Origin of the sequence: Nocardioides mangrovi (genome assembly GCF_020073815.1) — a bacterium.
GTDB classification, from domain to species: Bacteria; Actinomycetota; Actinomycetes; order Propionibacteriales; family Nocardioidaceae; genus Nocardioides; species Nocardioides mangrovi.
In genome coordinates, this window is the sequence record NZ_JAIQZJ010000003.1 from 67,642 (window position 1) to 84,151 (window position 16,510).

The following is a 16,510-nucleotide window of genomic DNA, read 5'->3' on the forward strand; positions in this document are numbered from 1 at the left end:
TGCCCGGGCCGCCGTCAGGTGGCGATGTCCGGGTAGGGCAGCCCGAGGTGGGCGAGCTTGGCGGCGTAGTCGAGCTGCATCCCCAGCGGCTCGTCGAAGTCGCGCTCGAACATCGCGATCCACAGCGTGAGCGTGAGGAACGGGTGGGCGCCCATCTCGAAGAGCGCGACGTGGTCGTGGGTCGTGAGCGCCGTCCGCTCGGCGTCGGTGAAGGAGAGCCAGGTGCTCTTCTCCGCGTCGATGCAGTTGAGCAGGCGGTTGGCCTCCTCGGCCTCCCACCAGGCGACGGTCCCGGCCGGGTCCTCGCGGTAGCGCTCGGTGAGCTCGTGGTCGCGGTCGATCGTGAAGAGGAACTTGTTGACGAGGTACTTGCTCACAGGAGCGCTCCCTTCGAGGTCAGCGGCGGCCCGTCGATGAGGGAAGGGTCGGGGTACCAGGTGAAGTACGCCTCCATGGTGTGGAAGAGGTCGAGGTTGTCGGCGTAGTCGGCCCGGGTGTGGCCGGCGATCCCCATCATCAGCATGAAGTCCATGAACCCGTGAGTGGCGTTGCCGGGCGCGTGGAGGCTGTCCAGGGTCACGCTCGAGAGGCAGCCGTCGATGTCGCCGTCGGCGATCCACCGCACCGCCCGGGCGTCGAACTCCGGGTCCGGTCCGTGCGGGCCGAACTGGCGCGGGCCGCCGAGCTCCAGGGAGAGGTGGCCGGTGCCGATCACCGCGACCCGCAGGTCGCTCGGCCAGGCGTCGATGATCTCGCGGATCGTCTTCCCCAGCTGGACGAACCGCTCGGGGCGGGGCAGCGGCGGGGCGAAGATGTTGGTGTAGATCGGCACGATCGGCAGGTCGTTCTGGGGGCGCACCGTGAAGATCGGGCAGGTCACCGAGTGGTCGACGCGCAGCTCGTTGGAGAAGGCGAGGTCGAAGCCCTTGTCGATGCCCTCGCGCAGCATGTAGGCCGAGAGCTCCTCGTGACCCTTGAAGAAGAGCTTGGGGAGCCCGAACTCCCGCATCTCGTTCTCCCAGTTGCCGTCGTAGTACGGCGCCTTGCCGATCAGGAACTGCGGCATGTTGTCGAGCCACAGCTGGTGGAAGTGGTCCGAGCCGACCATCACCAGCACGTCGGGCCGCGCCCGGGTCAGCGTCTCCCGGTAGGCCTCGACGGCGCTGACCCAGGGAGCCGCGAACGGCGGCGCCTCCTCCGGGGGCAGCTGGCTCGTCTTGAAGTAGAAGGGATGGTGGGTCGTGGCCAGGATCGCCACCAGCTTCGCCATCAGGCTGTCCTCTCGGTCGTACAGATGTCCGCATGACGGCGGTTCGCCGCACGCAGGTGTCCTCTGAGCGTCCGCTGTGCGAACATCTGCGCATGGCAGGCAGAGGAAGTGGGCCCGACTTCGTGGAGGCGCTCGCGCGCGGGCTGGACATCCTCGCGTGCTTCGACGCCCACCACCGGACGATGACGCTCGCCGAGGTGGCCACGGCGACGGACCTCGCGCGGCCGACCGCGCGCCGGCTGCTGCTCACCCTCGAGGAGCTCGGCTACGTGCGCTCCAACGGCGGCAGCTTCGCGCTCACCCCGCAGGTGCTCCGGCTCGGGTCGGCCTACGCCAGCTCGCTCGGCCTGTGGGAGATGGCCCGCCCGCACCTGGAGGCGCTGGTCGCGCGGACCGGGGAGTCGTCGTCGATGTCCCAGCTCGACGGGTCCGACATCGTCTACGTCGCGCGGGTCGCGGTCCCGAAGATCATCGCGCTGCGGGTCGACATCGGCACCCGCTTCCCGGCCGTGGAGACCTCGCAGGGCAAGGTCCTGCTGGCCGCGCTCCCCGAGGACGAGCGGGCCCGGGTGCTCGCCGAGCCGACCCGCTCCGGCCTGCCCGACCCGGCGTACGACGAGGCCGCCTTCGCCGAGGAGCTCCGCACGGTGCGCGCCCGCGGCTGGGCCCTCGCCGACGAGGAGCTGGCGCGCGGGATCCGGTCGATCGCCGTCCCCGTGCGCGACGGCGAGGGACAGGTCCGGGCCGCCATGAACGTCACCGTCCACGCGGCCGAGACCAGCGTCGACACGCTGACCGGCGACTACCTGCCGATGCTGCTGCACGCCGCGAGCCAGATCGCCGCCGACTGGGCGCTGTGGCAGGCGCGGCCGCAGCGCGGGAGCTGACCGCTCCCCTGCGTCGACCGGCACGTCAGCGGCTGTGCGTCGAGGAGTCGGCGTAGGACGTGTAGGTGTAGGGGTTGTCGAGCACCTTCGACTCCGGGATCTCGGGGTTCATGCCCGCGACCCAGTCCTCCTCGCCCAGGCTGTCGCGCAGGTGGTCCACGGTCTCCTCGATCGCGCGGCGCGCCTTCGCGAGGTCGGCACCGACGAGCCGGTGCTCGTGCTTCACGACCCGGCCGTCGACCACGACGGTGTGCACGTCGCCGCGCTGCGCCTGGTAGACCACGTGGCCGTAGGGGTTGAGGATCGGGAACATCACCGGCGACGCGTCGTTCTTGACCAGCACCACGTCGGCCTTCTTGCCGACCTCGATGCTGCCCACCTGGTCGTCCAGGCCGAGCGCCCGCGCGCCGCCGCGGGTCGCCCACTCGACGACGTCGGCGGCCCGGACCCCGAGGTGGGTGACGGTCTCGCTGGCCGCGTGCGCCTCGTGGTGCTCGCGGGCGCGGTCGGCGGACAGCGTGGCGCGCATCGCGGAGAAGATGTCGGCGCTCTGCCAGACGCTGGTGTCCATCGAGAGCGAGATCGGGATGCCGTGCCGGCGCAGCGCCCAGCTCGACGGGTAGCCCTGGCCGCAGGTCGACTCGCTCTCGGAGGCGACCGAGGCGGTGCCGCCGCTCGCGGCGATCCGCTGGTACGAGTCGTCGCTGAGCGAGGCGGCGTGGACGTAGACGGTCTGCGGGGTCATGAAGCCGTGCTCGTGCATGAGCCGGATGCCGTCGTCGTTGGTCGCACCCCAGACGCCCGCGTGGGTCGTGACCGGTACGTCGAGCTCGCGCGCGACCTCGAACGCGGCCCGCTCCGGGAACTCCGGGTCGCCGGTGACGTCGAAGGCCATCTGGAAGCCGAGCATGTCGGTGCGCTTCATCCGGCGCTCGACGAAGTCCCGGAACTCCGGGGTGGTCGACCACTCCCACGGCCCGGCCTGGATGTTGCCGTAGGCGAAGACGAAGCGACCCGGGACCTCCTCCAGCGCGTCGACCGCGGCGTCCGCGTGGTCGACGGTGTGCAGGTTGTGCGACCAGTCGACGCTCGTGGTGACGCCGGCCTCCAGTGCCTCGAGCCCGCTGAGCAGGTTGCCGGCGTAGACGTCCTGGGGCCGGAACTTCCGGCCGTGCTCGAGGTAGTTCCACACGAAGTACTGGGTGAGCGTCCAGTCGGCGCCGTAGCCGCGCACCGCGGTCTGCCACATGTGCCGGTGGGTGTCGATCATGCCGGGCATCACGATGCCGCCGCCGGCGTCGACCTCGGCGGTGCCCTCCGGCACCTCCAGCGCCGGTCCGACCGCGGCGATGCGGTCGCCGACGACCAGCACGTCGACGTCGGCCAGCACCGTGCGCCGGTCGTCCATGGTGAGCACGGTGCCGCCGCGGAACACCACCGCGGGAGCGTTGACCAGGGCGGTGGCCGAGGTGGTGGTGACGTCGGCGGTGGTGGTCATCTCGGGTCTACCTCCGGGCGATGGGCAGGTCGCGGACAAATGTCCGTTTTGCGATCAGCGTCGTGTAACGCCGGTCACCTGTCAAGGGTTCCGACCCCCACTTGACAGCGTCGGTGAGCGCGCGCGAGATTGGCGGACAGTTGTCCGCAAAACTGTGGAGGAGTGTCGCGGTGCCCACCAGCCCAGGTCGACCCCCGCTCGAGGGCGTGCTGATCGCCGACTTCTCCCGGGTGCTCGCCGGGCCCTACGCCACGATGCTCCTGGCCGACCTCGGCGCCGACGTGGTCAAGGTCGAGAGCCCGGCCGGCGACGACACCCGCCACTGGGTCCCGCCGCGGCGCGACGACACCGGCACCTACTACCTCGCGATCAACCGCAACAAGCGCTCGATCGTGCTCGACCTCAAGGACGCCGACGACCTCGCCGTGGCGCACGAGCTCTCGACCCGGGCGGACGTGCTGATCCACAACTTCAAGCCCGGCGGCCTCGACCGCTTCGGGCTCGGGTACGACGACGTCGCGACCCGCAACCCGCGGGCGGTCTACTGCTCGATCAGCGGCTTCGGCTCCACCGGCGGCGCCCACCTGCCCGGCTACGACCTGCTCGTGCAGGCGATGTCCGGGCTCATGGACCTCACCGGCGACCCCGACGGCCAGCCCTTCCGGGCCGGCATCTCGGTCTTCGACGTGATGACCGGCCTGCACTCGGTGATCGGCATCCTCGCCGCGCTCCGCCACCGCGAGGTGACCGGCGAGGGCCAGCACGTCGAGACCAACCTGCTCTCGACCGCGATGTCGTCGCTGGTCAACCAGACCTCGGCGTACGTCGCCGGCGGCGTCGTCCCGCACCGGATGGGCAACTCCCACCTCAGCCTCTTCCCCTACGAGCCGCTCGCGACCGGCGACGGCGACCTCGTGATCGCGGCCGGCAACGACGGGCAGTACCGCCGGCTCGTGCAGGCCCTCGGAGCGCCCGAGCTCGCCGACGACCCCCGCTTCGCCACCGTCGGCGACCGCAACGACCACCGCGAGGAGCTGCGACCGCTGCTGCTCGAGCGGCTGGCGACCCGGACCGCCCAGGAGTGGTTCGCCGAGCTCAGCGACGCCGGGATCCCCTGCGGCCCGATCAACGACGTGCGCGGCGGGGTCGAGCTCGCGGAGTCGCTGGGCCTGGAGCCGGTCGTCGAGGTCGGCGGCATCCCGACCGTGCGCAACCCGATCCGCTTCAGCGCGACCCCCGCCCGCTACGACCTCCCGCCCCCGGGGCTCGACGACCACGGCGAGGAGATCCGCCGCTGGCTCGGCTTCGGGCCGCACCCGCACGACGACGTACCGCCGCACACCGCCCAGGAGCTCCCGTGACCGACGACCACCCGACGTACGGCACCTCGCTCGGCGTCTCGGACCTGCACACCATCTCGCTGCTCGGCCGCGACCTGTCCGCGGACCTGATCGGCAGGGTCAGCTTCGGGCACCTGGCCTTCCAGCTGATCACCCTCGAGGAGCCGACGCCCCAGCAGGCACGGGTCTTCGAGGCGGTGCTGGTCGCGCTGGCCGACCACGGGTTCACCCCGACGGCGATCTCCGCGCGGATGACCTACCTCAGCGCGCCGGAGTCGATCCAGGGCGCGCTCGCCTCCGGGCTGCTCGGGGGAGGGTCGCGCTTCCTCGGCGTGAGCGAGGACACGGGCCGCTTCCTCGCCGACGCGCTCGCGGAGCTCGACGAGCTGCCGACGACCGAGGCGGGCTGGGACGCGGTGGCCGCCGACGCCGTCCGCGCCCAGCGGGCGGCCGGACGCTTCGTCCCCGGCCTCGGTCACCACCTGCACAAGGAGGGCGACCCGCGCACGCCGGTGCTCTTCGCGATCGCGCGGGAGGAGGGACAGTTCGGCCCGCACCTCGCGCTCTTCGAGGCCGTCGGCCGCGTGGCGCCCGAGGTGACCGGCAAGGCGCTGCCGCTCAACGGCGCCGGTGCCTGCGGTGCCGCGCTGGCCGACATCGGGATCCCGATCGAGCTCCTGCGCGGCGTGGTGCTGCTCGCCCGGTGCGCCGGCCTGCTCGGCCACATCGCCGAGGAGGTGCGCGGCCACCGCGTCGCGGCTGCCGTGTTCGCCGACGTCGAGCGGCACGCCGTCTACGTCGACCCGACGGCCGCGGACGAGTGATACGCGCCGCCCACCTGCACACCTGCGGCGAGCCGCCGCACCCGGTCGCGGTCGACGAACCGGTCGCCGGCGAGGGCCAGGCGCTCGTCGAGGTGACGGCCGCGCCGATCACGCCGCTCGACCTGCTCTGCGCCAGCGGCACCTCCTACTTCGGCGCGCCCGCGACGCCGTACGTCCCGGGGGTCCAGGCGGTCGGCGTCGTCCGCTCGTCGTCGCGGCTGTCCCCCGGCACCCGGGTGTGGTTCCCGACGTCGGCCGGGATGGCGCCCGGCGACGGCGGGATGGCGGAGCTGGCCGTCGTCGCCGACGCGGACCTGGTCCCGGTCGCGGGCACCGTGGCCGACGCGCAGCTGGCCGCTCTCGGGCTCTCGGCGATCGCGGCATGGACCGCCCTGGCGCTGCGCGGAGAGCTGGCCGCCGGCGAGCGGGTGCTGGTCCTCGGCAGCAGCGGCGTGGTCGGGACCGTCGGGCTCCAGGCGGCCCGGCTGCTCGGCGCCTCCGCGGTCTTCGGCGCCGCCATCGAGCCGGGCGCCGAGGACGCCGCGCTGGCGCTTGGCGCCGACGGCTTCGTCCCGCTCTCCCGCGACGACGACGTGGACGGGCTCGCCGCCCGGATGAGGGACGTCGTCGGCGAGGTCGACGTGGTGCTCGACCCGCTCTGCGGGGTGCCGTCCTCGGCCGCTGCCCTCTGCCTCGCCCCTCGTGGGCGGCTGGTCAACCTCGGGTCGAGCGCCGCGCCGACCGCGACGTACTCCTCGACCCACCTGCGCTCCGGGTCGCGGGAGGTCCGCGGCTACACCAACAACGACCTCACCGCCGAGCAGCGGCTCGCGGCGCTGACCGCGATCGAGGAGCACGCGGCGGCCGGCCGGCTGCGGGCGCCGCACGAGGTGTTCGACGTCGAGGACGTCGCGACCGCGTGGACCCGTCAGGCCCGCGGCGAGGTGCACGGGCGCGCGGTCGTCACCTTCACCTGACGGCGAGCGAGCCGAGGAGGGCGAGCTTCTCGACGGCGTCCGTCCCCGGCTCGGGGTGCTGGACGACGAGCATCAGGCCGTCGGTGCCCTCGATCGCCAGCTTGGACATCGAGAGGGTGATCTCCCCGACCTGCGGGTGGTCCATCCGGATCGACCGGCTCTGGACCGGCTTCACGTCGTGACGCGCCCACGCCTGGCGGAACTCCTCGCTGGCCAGCGACAGCTCGCCGACCAGCTGGACCACGCGCGGGTCGTCGACGTCGCCGCCGATCCGGTTGCGGAAGCCCGCGACGAGCCGCGGCGCGGTGCGCTCCCAGTCGGGGTGGATCGCCCGCTCGGCCGGGTCGAGGAAGATCGAGAGCAGGCGGTTCTCCCCCACGCGCACGTTGGGGTTGACCGCGGTGGCGAGGGCGTTGGCGGCCAGGAGGTCGAGGTAGCGACCCTCCACGAACGCCGGCAGCCCGACCACCTCGAGCAGCTGCGCGATCCCGGGCGGGACGGTCTCGCGGCGGGCCCGGCGGGCGCGGGAGCGCGGACGCGGTGCGCCCATCTGGAGCAGGTAGGCCGTCGCGGTCTCGTCGAGCTGGAGCACGCCGGACAGCGACTCGAGCACCTGCACCGACGGGTTGCGGTCGCGGCCCTGCTCGAGCCGGAGGTAGTAGTCGGCGCTGATGCCCGCGAGCATCGCGACCTCCTCGCGGCGCAGGCCGGGCACCCGTCGTACGCCGTGGGTCGGGAGCCCGACGTCGTCGGGCGTGACCTGCTCGCGCCGCGCGCGGAGATAGTCGCCCAGGCGGTTGTCGTCGCTCACCCCAGCCACGGTAGTCGTGCGCCACTCGCGGTCCCTGGTCCTGTCACTCCCAGGAACACCGGGGGGCTGGGTGACCGCGCGCCGACGGGGCACGGTGGAGGCATGACAACCACGACTTCACTCCCCGGCGGCACCTGGACGATGGGCGACCACACGGTCACCCGGGTCGGGTACGGCGCGATGCAGCTCGCCGGCCCGCACGTCTTCGGTCCGCCCGCCGACCGCGACGCGGCGCTCGAGGTGCTGCGCACCGTGGTCGAGCTGGGCATCAACCACATCGACACCAGCGACTTCTACGGCCCCCACGTCACCAACGAGCTGATCCGCGAGGCGCTGCACCCCTACCCGGCCGACCTCGTGATCGTCACCAAGGTGGGCGGCCGCCGCGACGAGAAGGGCGACTGGCTGCCCGCCCAGTCCCCGGCCGAGCTCCGTCAGGGCGTGCTCGACAACCTCGAGCGCCTGGACCTGCCCGCCATGGACGTGGTGAACCTGCGGATCATGGACGAGCCGACCGCCTCGATCGGCGAGCGGATGGAGGCGATGGCCGCGCTGCAGCAGGAGGGCCTGGTCCGCCACATCGGCCTCTCGACAGTCTCGACCCGGCAGGTCGAGGAGGCCCAGGCGATCGCGCCGATCGTCCAGGTGCAGAACATGTACAACCTCGCCCACCGCGAGGACGACGACCTCGTCGACGCCCTGAACGAGCAGGGCATCGCCTACGTCCCCTACTTCCCGCTCGGCGGCTTCAGCCCGCTGCAGTCCTCCGAGCTCTCCGCCGTGGCCGACCGCCTCGGCGCCACCCCGATGGCCGTCGCGCTCGCCTGGCTGATGCAGCGCTCCCCCAACGTCCTGCTCATCCCGGGCACGTCCTCGGTCGCCCACCTGCGTGAGAACGTCGCGGGCGCTGGCCTCGAGCTCTCCCCCGAGGACGTCACCGAGCTCGACGCGATCGGCCGCTGACGGCCCGTATGCCTAGGGTGTGCCGCGTGAGAGCGAGCGGCGTGCACCCATTCGCAGAGCGGTGGAACCACAACACGCACTACTTCCCGCTCCTCGCCTCCCGCATCCCCGTCTCCACGACTCGACTCCTCGACGTCGGCTGCGGGGAGGGCACCTTCTGCCGCTTCGTCGCGGACGAGCATCGGACCGTCGTCGGGGTGGACCACGACCCGTCAGTACTGCCTGCCTCGACGACGAGCGTGCGGTACGTCCTCGGCTCCGCCGAGACACTGCCGTTCGCGGACGGGTCGTTCGACGCGGTGACGATGACGATGGTGCTCCATCACGTGGATCCTGGACGCGCCCTGGCAGAGGCTGCGCGGGTCCTCGCTCCCGGCGGGATCCTGCTGACCCTGGGGTACGGACGGTTCGGTGGCTGGCGCGACCTGGCGCACGAGGTCCGGGACGTCGTGACGCATCGGGTGCTGTCCCGCCGGATGCGCGCCTGGGAAGCCCCGACAGCGAAGGCCGACCCATCCGCCACGTGGGAAGAGGTGCGCGCGATGGCGGAGGCAACGCTGCCGAGCAGCACCTACCGACGCCTGCCGATGTGGCGCTACCTGGTCGAGTGGCACCAGCCGTCGGGCGAGGACTCCTAGCGTCAGCTGCACGTCGAGCCATCAGCTCGTCGGCACCGGCGCGGTCCGCCGGTGGGCGGTTGACCCGGCGGCAGGACCGTCAGTCGCGGCGAGGCCCGGCGTCGAGGTCGAGCACGCCGTCGTACGCGGGAGCGGTGATGCTCGGCTCGGACCGGAGGTCCCAGCCGACCGAGATCGCCGGGTCGGCGGCCTGCTGCCGGTACACCGTCAGGTAGGGGTCGCCGTCGATCGCGGCCAGGAGCGCATCCTGGTCGCCGACCGCAGAGATCCGGAAGGGTTGGGGGTAGGGCACGCCGTCGATGATCACGGTGTCGCCCTCGCACGTGATGTCGCTGGCGCTGACGACCCGCTGGCCCTGCACCGTGACCGCGGTCGCGCCGGCCTCCCACATCGCCTTCATCACCGCCCGGATGTCCTGCTGGTGCACCAGGAGGACGTTCGGGTCGAGCTCGGTGGAGCCGATGACCTTCTCCGGGGCGTCGGCGAGGGTGACCGTCACCCCGGGCCCGGTGCGCGGCATCGAGCCGTCGGGATCCTGGATCTTCCCGCGGTGCGGTTGCGGGTCCGGATCGGCGGCACGGCTCGGGGTCTGCGAGACGGTCGGGCCGGGGGACGGTGCCGGCTGCAGGTCGTGCCCGCCCTCCCGCGCGGCGAGCAGGCCGACGACAGCGAGCACCACGATCGTGGCTGCGGCCACGAGCACCGGCGGCACCCAGGTTCGACTGCTCGGCCGGCGTCCGCCGGAGGAATCGTGCGCAGGCAACGCCGGCATCGGCGGCACGGCCAGCCGGCCGGCCACCTCGTGCAGCTCGCGACTCAGTGTCTCTTCCAGCTCGATCCCCATCTCAGGCCTCCTCTCCCTCGTGCGTGTCGGACCCGAGAGCGGCCCGCAGGGCCTTCAGCGCGCGGTGCGCGGTGGACTTCACGTTGCCGGTCGAGCACCTCAGCGTCTCGGCGATCTCGCGCTCGCTGAGCTGCTCGTAGTAGCGCAGCACGATGACCGCTCGCTGCCGCGGCGGGAGCGACGCCACGTGCGGCCACAGCACGAGCCGGTCCTCGAGTGCCGAGCCGCCGCCTGGGCGCGGCTCGGGCGGGGCATCGGTCAGCAGCTCCAACCCGCGGGACTTCGGCCGCCGCCCGGAGATGTAGAGGTTGGTCATCATGCGGCGCAGGTAGGCCGCCGGCTGGTCCGCCCGGCTGACCTTGTCCCAGGTGCGGAAGGCCTGCACCAGCGTCTGCTGGGCGAGATCCTCCGCGTCTGCGTGGCTGCCGGCGAGCAGGTAGGCCGTCCGATACAGCCGCGGCCACGCGGACGCGGCGTACTCCTCGAACGTCGGCGCATCTGCGCCTGTCGCTGGCTCGCGGTCACCATCGAGCACCCCCTTCGCCACCCTGACGCGGGCCGCGCCGCGAAGGTTGCGTCCCGGACCGTACCGGCTCGCAGCCGTGGAGCTAGACGAGGTCGCGCAGCATGCGGTCGGAGCCGAGCAGCGCCTCGCGGTCGTACGTCGAGGTGCTGGCCATCAGCTCGTCGGCGCCGGTGCGCTCGGCCAGCACCTCCAGCCGCTTCGCGACCGTGGCCGGGCTGCCGGCGACGGCCCGGTCGAGGGAGGCCTCGACGCGGCGGCGTACCTGCGCCGGCCAGTCGGCGTCGCGAATGGCGGCGACGGGCTCCAGCGGTGGGAACTCACCGGTCTGGCGGGACATGGCCATCGCCCACGCCTCGGGGAGGGCGAGGTCGCGGGCGGTGGCGTCGTCGTCGGCCACGGTGACGTCGAGGGAGATGGTGACCCCGGGGGTGCTGCCGCGGTGGGGACGGAAGTCCCGGCGGTAGCGGCGCAGCATCTCCGGGATCTCCTCGGAGTCGAGGACCGGGCCGCCGACGACGACGGGGAGGCCGTGGCGGGCGGCGACCTCGATCCCGCGGCCGGTGGCCAGCAGATGCATCGGGACGGCGCGGTCGGCGGCCGGGCGGGCGGTGACCGGGCCGGTGCCCTCGAGGTAGCCGCGGAGCTCGTCGAGGTCCTCCTCGAAGGTGTCGGCGGCCTCGAGGCCACTGCGCAGCGCCCGGCGGACGGGTGGGGTGAAGCCGACCGAGCGGCCGAGGCCGAGGTCGATCCGGCCGGGGTGCAGGGCGTCGAGGACGAGGAACTGCTCGGCCACGACGAGCGGCTGGTGCAGCGGCAGCATCACCCCACCCGAGCCGATCCGGATCCGCGACGTACGCGCGCCGATGGCAGCGAGCAGCACCGCCGGCGTGCCGGACGCGATGCCGGGTACGGCGTGGTGCTCAGCCACCCACAAGCGGTCGTAGCCCAGCCACTCGGCGTGCTCGGCCCGGAGGACCGTGGCCTCCAGCGCCGCTGCGTCGGGGTGGCCGGCGCGGGTGCGGGAGCGGTCGAGCAGGGAGAGCCTCACAGCCTCCCAACGCCCTGTCGCGCCGCGTCCTTCCCCGGCGACGACCGCCTCAGGAGGCGCCGACCACCGGTACGTCGGGCGTGACCTCGCCCTCGACGGGGGCGACGGTGCCGCCGAAGTACATCTGGGCGAGGTGCGGGTCGGAGAGGATCGACGCCGCATCGCGCTGGGTGACGACCTTGCCGGACTCCATGACGATGCCGTGGGTGGCCATCCGCATGCCGAACCGGACGTTCTGCTCGACGATCAGGATCGTCTTTCCGTTCTCACGCAGCACCATCACGGACTCGTAGAGCGACTGCAGCGCCTTGGGGTCGAGGCCGAGGGACGGCTCGTCGAGGAGCAGCAGCACCGGGTCGAGCATGAGGGACCGCGCGAACTCGACCATCCGGCGCTGACCGCCGGAGAGGTTGCCCGCGTTGTCGTTGCTCCGGTCCGCGACGATCGGGAAGAGGTCGGCGACCTGGTCGTAGCGCTCCTTCACCAGGGCCTTCTTCCGCCGGATGATGTAGGCGCCGAGGAGCACGTTCTCGCGCACCGACATGTGGGGGAAGAGCGCGTTCGACTGCGGCACCTGGGAGATGCCGCGCTCGAGGATGTCCGCCGCGGACGCGCGGTGGATCGGCTCGCCCTGGAGGTGGACCTCGCCGAGCCGGGGGCTGAGCAGGCCACTGACCGTCTTGAGCACGGTCGACTTGCCGGCTCCGTTCGGACCCACGATGCAGGCGACCGAGCCGTGGGGAACGGTGATGTCGACGCCCTGGAGGACGTCGCCGCCGCCGTACCCCGCGACCACGCCCTGCATGGTCAGCATCGGAGCCGCGCTGGACTGGTCGCTCATGCCTCCACCTTCTCCTCGACCACGAAGTCATCGCCCAGGTAGGCGTCGATGACGGCCGGGTCGCGCTGGATCTCGTCGGGCGTGCCGGTGGCCATGGTGCGGCCGCGGGCGAGCACGTGGATCGGGTCGCACAGGCCCAGCACGAACGGCATGTTGTGCTCGACGAGCAGGAACGTCTTCCCGTAGGAGTTGAGCTCACGGATCATCTCGGACATCCGCTCGATCAGCACGGGGTTGATGCCGCCGGCGGGCTCGTCGAGCAGGATCACCTTCGGATCGAGCATCAGGATCTGGGCGAGCTCGACCAGCTTCTGCTGGCCGTAGGACAGGGCGTGCGCCTTCTGGTCGCGGAAGGCGCGCATGCCGACGTACTCCAGCAGCTCCTCGGCCGCGCGGGCCTCCGCTCCGCTGACGGCGATCCGCCCGAGCTGGCCGATGGAGAAGCTGCGCTGGACGGCGACGACGTTCTCGAGCACCGTCATCTCGCGGAAGAGCCGAGTGATCTGGAAGGTGCGGCCGAGGCCGGCGTGCGCGCGGTCCCACGAGGGGCGTCCGTCGATCCGCTTGCCGTCCAGCCAGATCTCGCCGGCGTCTGCCCGGATGGTGTCGTCGATCAGGTTGAAGATCGTGGTCTTGCCCGAGCCGTTGGGACCGATCAGGCCGGTGATCGACCCCTCCGGCACCGCGAACGACGCACCGTCGACGGCCTTCACGCCGCCGAAGTGCTTGCGCAGGTTCTTGACCTCGAGGATCGGGCGGTCGGGCAGCTCGGCGCGGTCGACCAGCTGCACCCGGTCGGTGATCGACGCCAGGCTGCCACCGGTGCCGATGCGGGCACCGACCAGACCGGCCTTGCCGCGCGTCCGGCTCCACTCCAGCGCCGACTGCACGGCCGGGAGCACGCCCTGCGGCAGGAAGATGACGACGCCGACCAGCAGGCCACCGAAGAGGAACAGCCGCGCGTTGCCACCGCCCCAGTCGTTGTTGGCCATCTCGTTGAGCCACTCGATGAGGAACGCCCCGACCACCGGGCCCCACAGGGTGCCCTTGCCGCCGATCAGCATCGAGAGCACCAGCTGCACGCTGATCAGGATGCTGAACATGCCGCGCGGGTCGATGAAGGTCAGGTAGTAGCCGTAGACCGCGCCCGCCATGCCGACCATGAAGGCGCTGGCCATGAAGGCGATGATCTTCTCGATCGGCAGGTTGATCCCGATCGTGGCCGCCTTCGTCTCGTCCTCGCGGATCGCGATCAGGCCCATGCCCAGCTTGGTCCGGCGGATCCACCAGGTCAGGAGCACCTGCACCGCGAGGATGCCGAGCAGCACGTAGTAGAACGGCCAGTTGATGATGTCGCGGTCCCACGTCGGGAGCGGCAGGGTCAGGCCCGCCGTGCCGTTGGTCAGCGACACCCAGTTGATCGCGATCACCTGGACGAGGAAGAGGAACGCCACGGTGATGATCACGAACGACGGGCCGCGCGAGCGCAGCGACACGAACCCGAGCACCAGTGCCACCGCGGACGCGACGACGCCGGCGAGTGGCACCCACAGCCACGGGTTCGTGTCCGGCATCTTCCCGGCCAGCACACCGATGGTGTAGCCGCCGAGGCCGATGAACGCGCCCTGGCCCAGCGACACGTAGCCGGCGAACCCGGAGATGATGTTGAGGCCGCTGGCACCGACCGCGAAGACCAGCGACAGGATGATCATGTTCTGGTAGTAGATGTCGTCGCTGACCATCGGGTAGATGACCAGCAGGGCGGCCGCGACGATCGCGATCACGCGCCCGACCCAGATCGGCTGGATCCTCATGCGGCGACAGCATCCTCTCGGAGTCGGGTGCCCAGCAGGCCCTGCGGACGGATGAGGAGCACCGCGAAGACGATCGCGTAAGGCACCGCGGTGGCCCACGCGGGTGACCAGTACGTCGCGGTCAGGGTCTCCGCGAGGCCGAACATCAGCGCGCCGAGCACGGCGCCGTTGAGGCTGCCGAGGCCACCGAGGACCACGATCGCCAGGAGTCGGGCGATCCACTGGTAGTGGGACCCGGGCACGAACGGGTAGAGCACGCCGGTGATCGCACCCGCGGCCCCTGCGGCGGCGATGCCGATGCCGAACACCAGGGCCGCGACGGACGCGACCCGGATGCCGACCAGCTGCGCCGACGCGGGGTTGGTCGCGGCCGCCCGGATCGCCCGGCCGAGCCACGACTTGGTCAGCAGCAGCCACAGGGCGACGAGCACCACGACGGCGATCAGGCCGCCGTACACCTGCGCCTTCGGGAGGAACAGGCCGCCGACGGTGAAGGACTCGTCGGCGTACGACGGCCGGATCGCGGTCGAGTTGTTGCCCCAGACCTCGCCCATCACCCCCTCGAGCACGAGCGCCAGGCCGAACGTCAGCAGGACGGTCGACGACATCGGGGCGCTGCGGATCGGGGAGACCGCGACCTTGTAGGTGACCCAGCCGACCGCGAAGACGACCGGGGTCGTGATCACGATGGCGAGCAACGGGTCGATGCCGAGGGTGTCCCAGAGCCAGTAGGTCACGAAGGCTCCGAGGATCACGTAGGCACCGTGGGCGATGTTGATCACCCGCATGACACCGAAGATCAGGGTCAGTCCACTCGCTGCGAGGGCGTAGACGCCGCCGAGCAGCAGGCCGAGGACGAGGGTCTGGAGCAGCTCGGTCATCAGCTGGCGCCCCCGGGCTTCCAACCCTGGATGAGCTCGTCGGAGGTGGCGAACTCCTGCGGAAGCACGAACTGCACGGAGTCACCCTGCCACTGGCCGATGAGGAAGTCGCCGTTCGGCGAGCCGTCGTCGTTCCAGGTCAGGTCACCGAGGATCGTCGACACGGTGTTCTCGCGCAGCCAGTCGGCCATCGCCGCCTGGTCGTCGATGCTGCCGACGCCCTCGGCCGCGGCCTGGAGGACCTGACCGGCGGCGTACGCGTCGGCGGCGTCCTCCGGCGGCTCCTGACCGTCGAACATCTCCTTGTACTTCGCGACGAAGTCGGCGTTGCCGGGGGTGTCCGCGGTCGGCGCGTGGCTGATGCCGAACATGATGCCCTCGGTGTTCTCCGGGCCGATCGCGTCGGCGTACTGCTTGCCGAGCGAGGGGGCCGTCGTCTGGTAGAGCCAGTCCGGGGTGAAGCCGGCCTTGAGCATCGCGCGGACCAGGCCGACGCCGTCCTCGAAGACCGCACCGTGGACGACCACGTCGGGGTCGGCGGCCTTGATGGCGGTCACGATCGAGTCGAAGTTCTTGGTGTCGGTGGCGTAGGTCTCCTGGTAGACGGTCTGGATGCCCGCGGCCTCCAGGATCTGCCGGACGCCGTCCACGTTCGGCGCCGCGAACGGGTCGTCGATGGTCGGGTACGCCGCGGTCTTGGGCCGCTCGTCCTCCGGCAGTCCGGCGAGGTACTCGGCGAAGAGCTTGCCCTGCTTGTCGGCGGTCGCCTGCTGGGCGAAGAAGAGGTACTTGAACCCGCGGCTGAACATCTCGGGCGACCCACCGGCCGGCTCGACGTACAGCATCTGGTTCTTCTCGGCGACCGCCGAGGCGGGCAGGTTGAGCAGCGAGGAGAAGGTCCCGAGAAGGAGGTCGACCTTGTCCTGGCTGATCAGCGCGTTGTAGTCGGAGACGATGGTGTTCTGGTTGGACGCGTCGTCCTTGACGACGACGTCCACGTCGCGGCCGAGCAGGCCGCCGTTGTCGTTGACCATCTCCTGCCAGACCTGGTAGCCCTGCTGGGCCGCCTGGCCGGGCTGGGAGAACTCACCGGTCAGTGGGAGCGACGAGCCGATGCGGATCGTGGCGTCGGAGCCACCACCTCCACCGCTCGAGTCATCACCGCAAGCCGCCAGCCCGAGCGCCAGGACTCCGGCCAGCGCCGCGGCGGTCCAGCCGTGGCGAAGCGAAACGTGGGACATTCTTCCTCCTCGGGGTCCGCAATCGATTGCGGCTCTCGCAGTCTTGTGAACGGCGCCACACTCTGTCAAGCAATTCCGCGTAACTTGCGTCCTCTGCGGCGAGTCGA

The 16,510-nt window shown here is 71.5% G+C and carries 17 protein-coding genes; 6 read left to right on the top strand and 11 right to left on the bottom strand.

The window, feature by feature from the left end; genetic code table 11:
- Positions 1 to 14 precede the first annotated feature (14 nt).
- On the bottom strand, positions 15 to 377 hold the full coding sequence (locus tag K8U61_RS07040) for a hypothetical protein (RefSeq protein WP_224122286.1): 363 nt from the start codon (positions 375 to 377) through the stop codon (positions 15 to 17).
- Positions 374 to 1,270 (bottom strand): DODA-type extradiol aromatic ring-opening family dioxygenase, encoded by an 897-nt coding sequence (locus K8U61_RS07045; RefSeq protein ID WP_224122287.1) that lies wholly within the window; start codon positions 1,268 to 1,270, stop codon positions 374 to 376. Before K8U61_RS07045 ends, K8U61_RS07040 begins: the two co-directional genes overlap by 4 nt.
- A 92-nt stretch (positions 1,271 to 1,362) precedes the next feature.
- Here K8U61_RS07045 and K8U61_RS07050 point away from each other — a divergent pair, with 92 nt between their 5' ends.
- Entirely contained in the window at positions 1,363 to 2,157 is a 795-nt protein-coding gene (locus K8U61_RS07050) for an IclR family transcriptional regulator domain-containing protein (protein ID WP_224122288.1), read from the top strand.
- A gap of 25 nt (positions 2,158 to 2,182) precedes the next feature.
- Here the strand turns inward: K8U61_RS07050 and K8U61_RS07055 are convergent, their stop codons facing one another.
- On the bottom strand, positions 2,183 to 3,655 hold the full coding sequence (locus tag K8U61_RS07055; RefSeq protein ID WP_224122289.1) for an amidohydrolase family protein: 1,473 nt from the start codon (positions 3,653 to 3,655) through the stop codon (positions 2,183 to 2,185).
- Positions 3,656 to 3,825: 170 nt separating this feature from the next.
- Here K8U61_RS07055 and K8U61_RS07060 point away from each other — a divergent pair, with 170 nt between their 5' ends.
- The 3 genes from K8U61_RS07060 to K8U61_RS07070 are packed head-to-tail and all read left to right on the top strand — an operon-like array spanning position 3,826 to position 6,796.
- The gene (locus tag K8U61_RS07060) at positions 3,826 to 5,016 is read left to right on the top strand and encodes a CaiB/BaiF CoA transferase family protein (RefSeq protein ID WP_224122290.1); all 1,191 of its coding nucleotides are present in this window, start codon (positions 3,826 to 3,828) and stop codon (positions 5,014 to 5,016) included.
- Positions 5,013 to 5,819 carry a citryl-CoA lyase gene (locus K8U61_RS07065; RefSeq protein WP_224122291.1) on the top strand — a complete coding sequence of 269 codons (807 nt, stop codon included), beginning with the start codon at positions 5,013 to 5,015 and terminating at the stop codon, positions 5,817 to 5,819. The genes K8U61_RS07060 and K8U61_RS07065 overlap by 4 nt, the downstream gene beginning before the upstream one ends.
- Positions 5,816 to 6,796 (top strand): quinone oxidoreductase family protein, encoded by a 981-nt coding sequence (locus tag K8U61_RS07070; RefSeq protein WP_224122292.1) that lies wholly within the window; start codon positions 5,816 to 5,818, stop codon positions 6,794 to 6,796. The genes K8U61_RS07065 and K8U61_RS07070 overlap by 4 nt, the downstream gene beginning before the upstream one ends.
- On the opposite strand, the gene K8U61_RS07075 is transcribed toward K8U61_RS07070, so the two are convergent.
- On the bottom strand, positions 6,789 to 7,607 hold the full coding sequence (locus K8U61_RS07075; protein WP_224122293.1) for a helix-turn-helix transcriptional regulator: 819 nt from the start codon (positions 7,605 to 7,607) through the stop codon (positions 6,789 to 6,791). The genes K8U61_RS07070 and K8U61_RS07075 overlap by 8 nt on opposite strands.
- Positions 7,608 to 7,709: 102 nt before the next feature.
- On the opposite strand from K8U61_RS07075, the gene K8U61_RS07080 reads away from it, so the two are divergent.
- The gene (locus tag K8U61_RS07080; RefSeq protein ID WP_224122294.1) at positions 7,710 to 8,570 is read left to right on the top strand and encodes an aldo/keto reductase family oxidoreductase; all 861 of its coding nucleotides are present in this window, start codon (positions 7,710 to 7,712) and stop codon (positions 8,568 to 8,570) included.
- A gap of 41 nt (positions 8,571 to 8,611) precedes the next feature.
- Entirely contained in the window at positions 8,612 to 9,208 is a 597-nt protein-coding gene (locus tag K8U61_RS07085) for a class I SAM-dependent methyltransferase (RefSeq protein ID WP_308043112.1), read from the top strand.
- 79 nt (positions 9,209 to 9,287) lie between these two features.
- On the opposite strand, the gene K8U61_RS07090 is transcribed toward K8U61_RS07085, so the two are convergent.
- The 7 genes from K8U61_RS07090 to K8U61_RS07120 all read right to left on the bottom strand — a co-directional run bounded on the left by K8U61_RS07090 (position 9,288) and on the right by K8U61_RS07120 (position 16,403).
- Entirely contained in the window at positions 9,288 to 10,052 is a 765-nt protein-coding gene (locus K8U61_RS07090) for a DUF881 domain-containing protein (protein WP_224122296.1), read from the bottom strand.
- 1 nt (position 10,053) lies between these two features.
- Positions 10,054 to 10,587, bottom strand: coding sequence for a SigE family RNA polymerase sigma factor (locus K8U61_RS07095; RefSeq protein WP_224122297.1), 534 nt, complete (start codon positions 10,585 to 10,587; stop codon positions 10,054 to 10,056).
- Positions 10,588 to 10,660: 73 nt separating this feature from the next.
- Positions 10,661 to 11,626: an MsnO8 family LLM class oxidoreductase gene (locus tag K8U61_RS07100; RefSeq protein ID WP_224122298.1), complete on the bottom strand. Its 966-nt coding sequence runs from the start codon at positions 11,624 to 11,626 to the stop codon at positions 10,661 to 10,663.
- A gap of 49 nt (positions 11,627 to 11,675) precedes the next feature.
- Positions 11,676 to 12,467 (bottom strand): ABC transporter ATP-binding protein, encoded by a 792-nt coding sequence (locus K8U61_RS07105; RefSeq protein ID WP_224122299.1) that lies wholly within the window; start codon positions 12,465 to 12,467, stop codon positions 11,676 to 11,678.
- Positions 12,464 to 14,281 carry a branched-chain amino acid ABC transporter ATP-binding protein/permease gene (locus K8U61_RS07110; protein WP_224122300.1) on the bottom strand — a complete coding sequence of 606 codons (1,818 nt, stop codon included), beginning with the start codon at positions 14,279 to 14,281 and terminating at the stop codon, positions 12,464 to 12,466. Before K8U61_RS07110 ends, K8U61_RS07105 begins: the two co-directional genes overlap by 4 nt.
- The gene (locus K8U61_RS07115) at positions 14,278 to 15,162 is read right to left on the bottom strand and encodes a branched-chain amino acid ABC transporter permease (RefSeq protein ID WP_224122301.1); all 885 of its coding nucleotides are present in this window, start codon (positions 15,160 to 15,162) and stop codon (positions 14,278 to 14,280) included. The genes K8U61_RS07110 and K8U61_RS07115 overlap by 4 nt, the downstream gene beginning before the upstream one ends.
- Positions 15,162 to 16,403, bottom strand: coding sequence for an amino acid ABC transporter substrate-binding protein (locus tag K8U61_RS07120; protein WP_224122302.1), 1,242 nt, complete (start codon positions 16,401 to 16,403; stop codon positions 15,162 to 15,164). Before K8U61_RS07120 ends, K8U61_RS07115 begins: the two co-directional genes overlap by 1 nt.
- Positions 16,404 to 16,510: the final 107 nt, after the last annotated feature.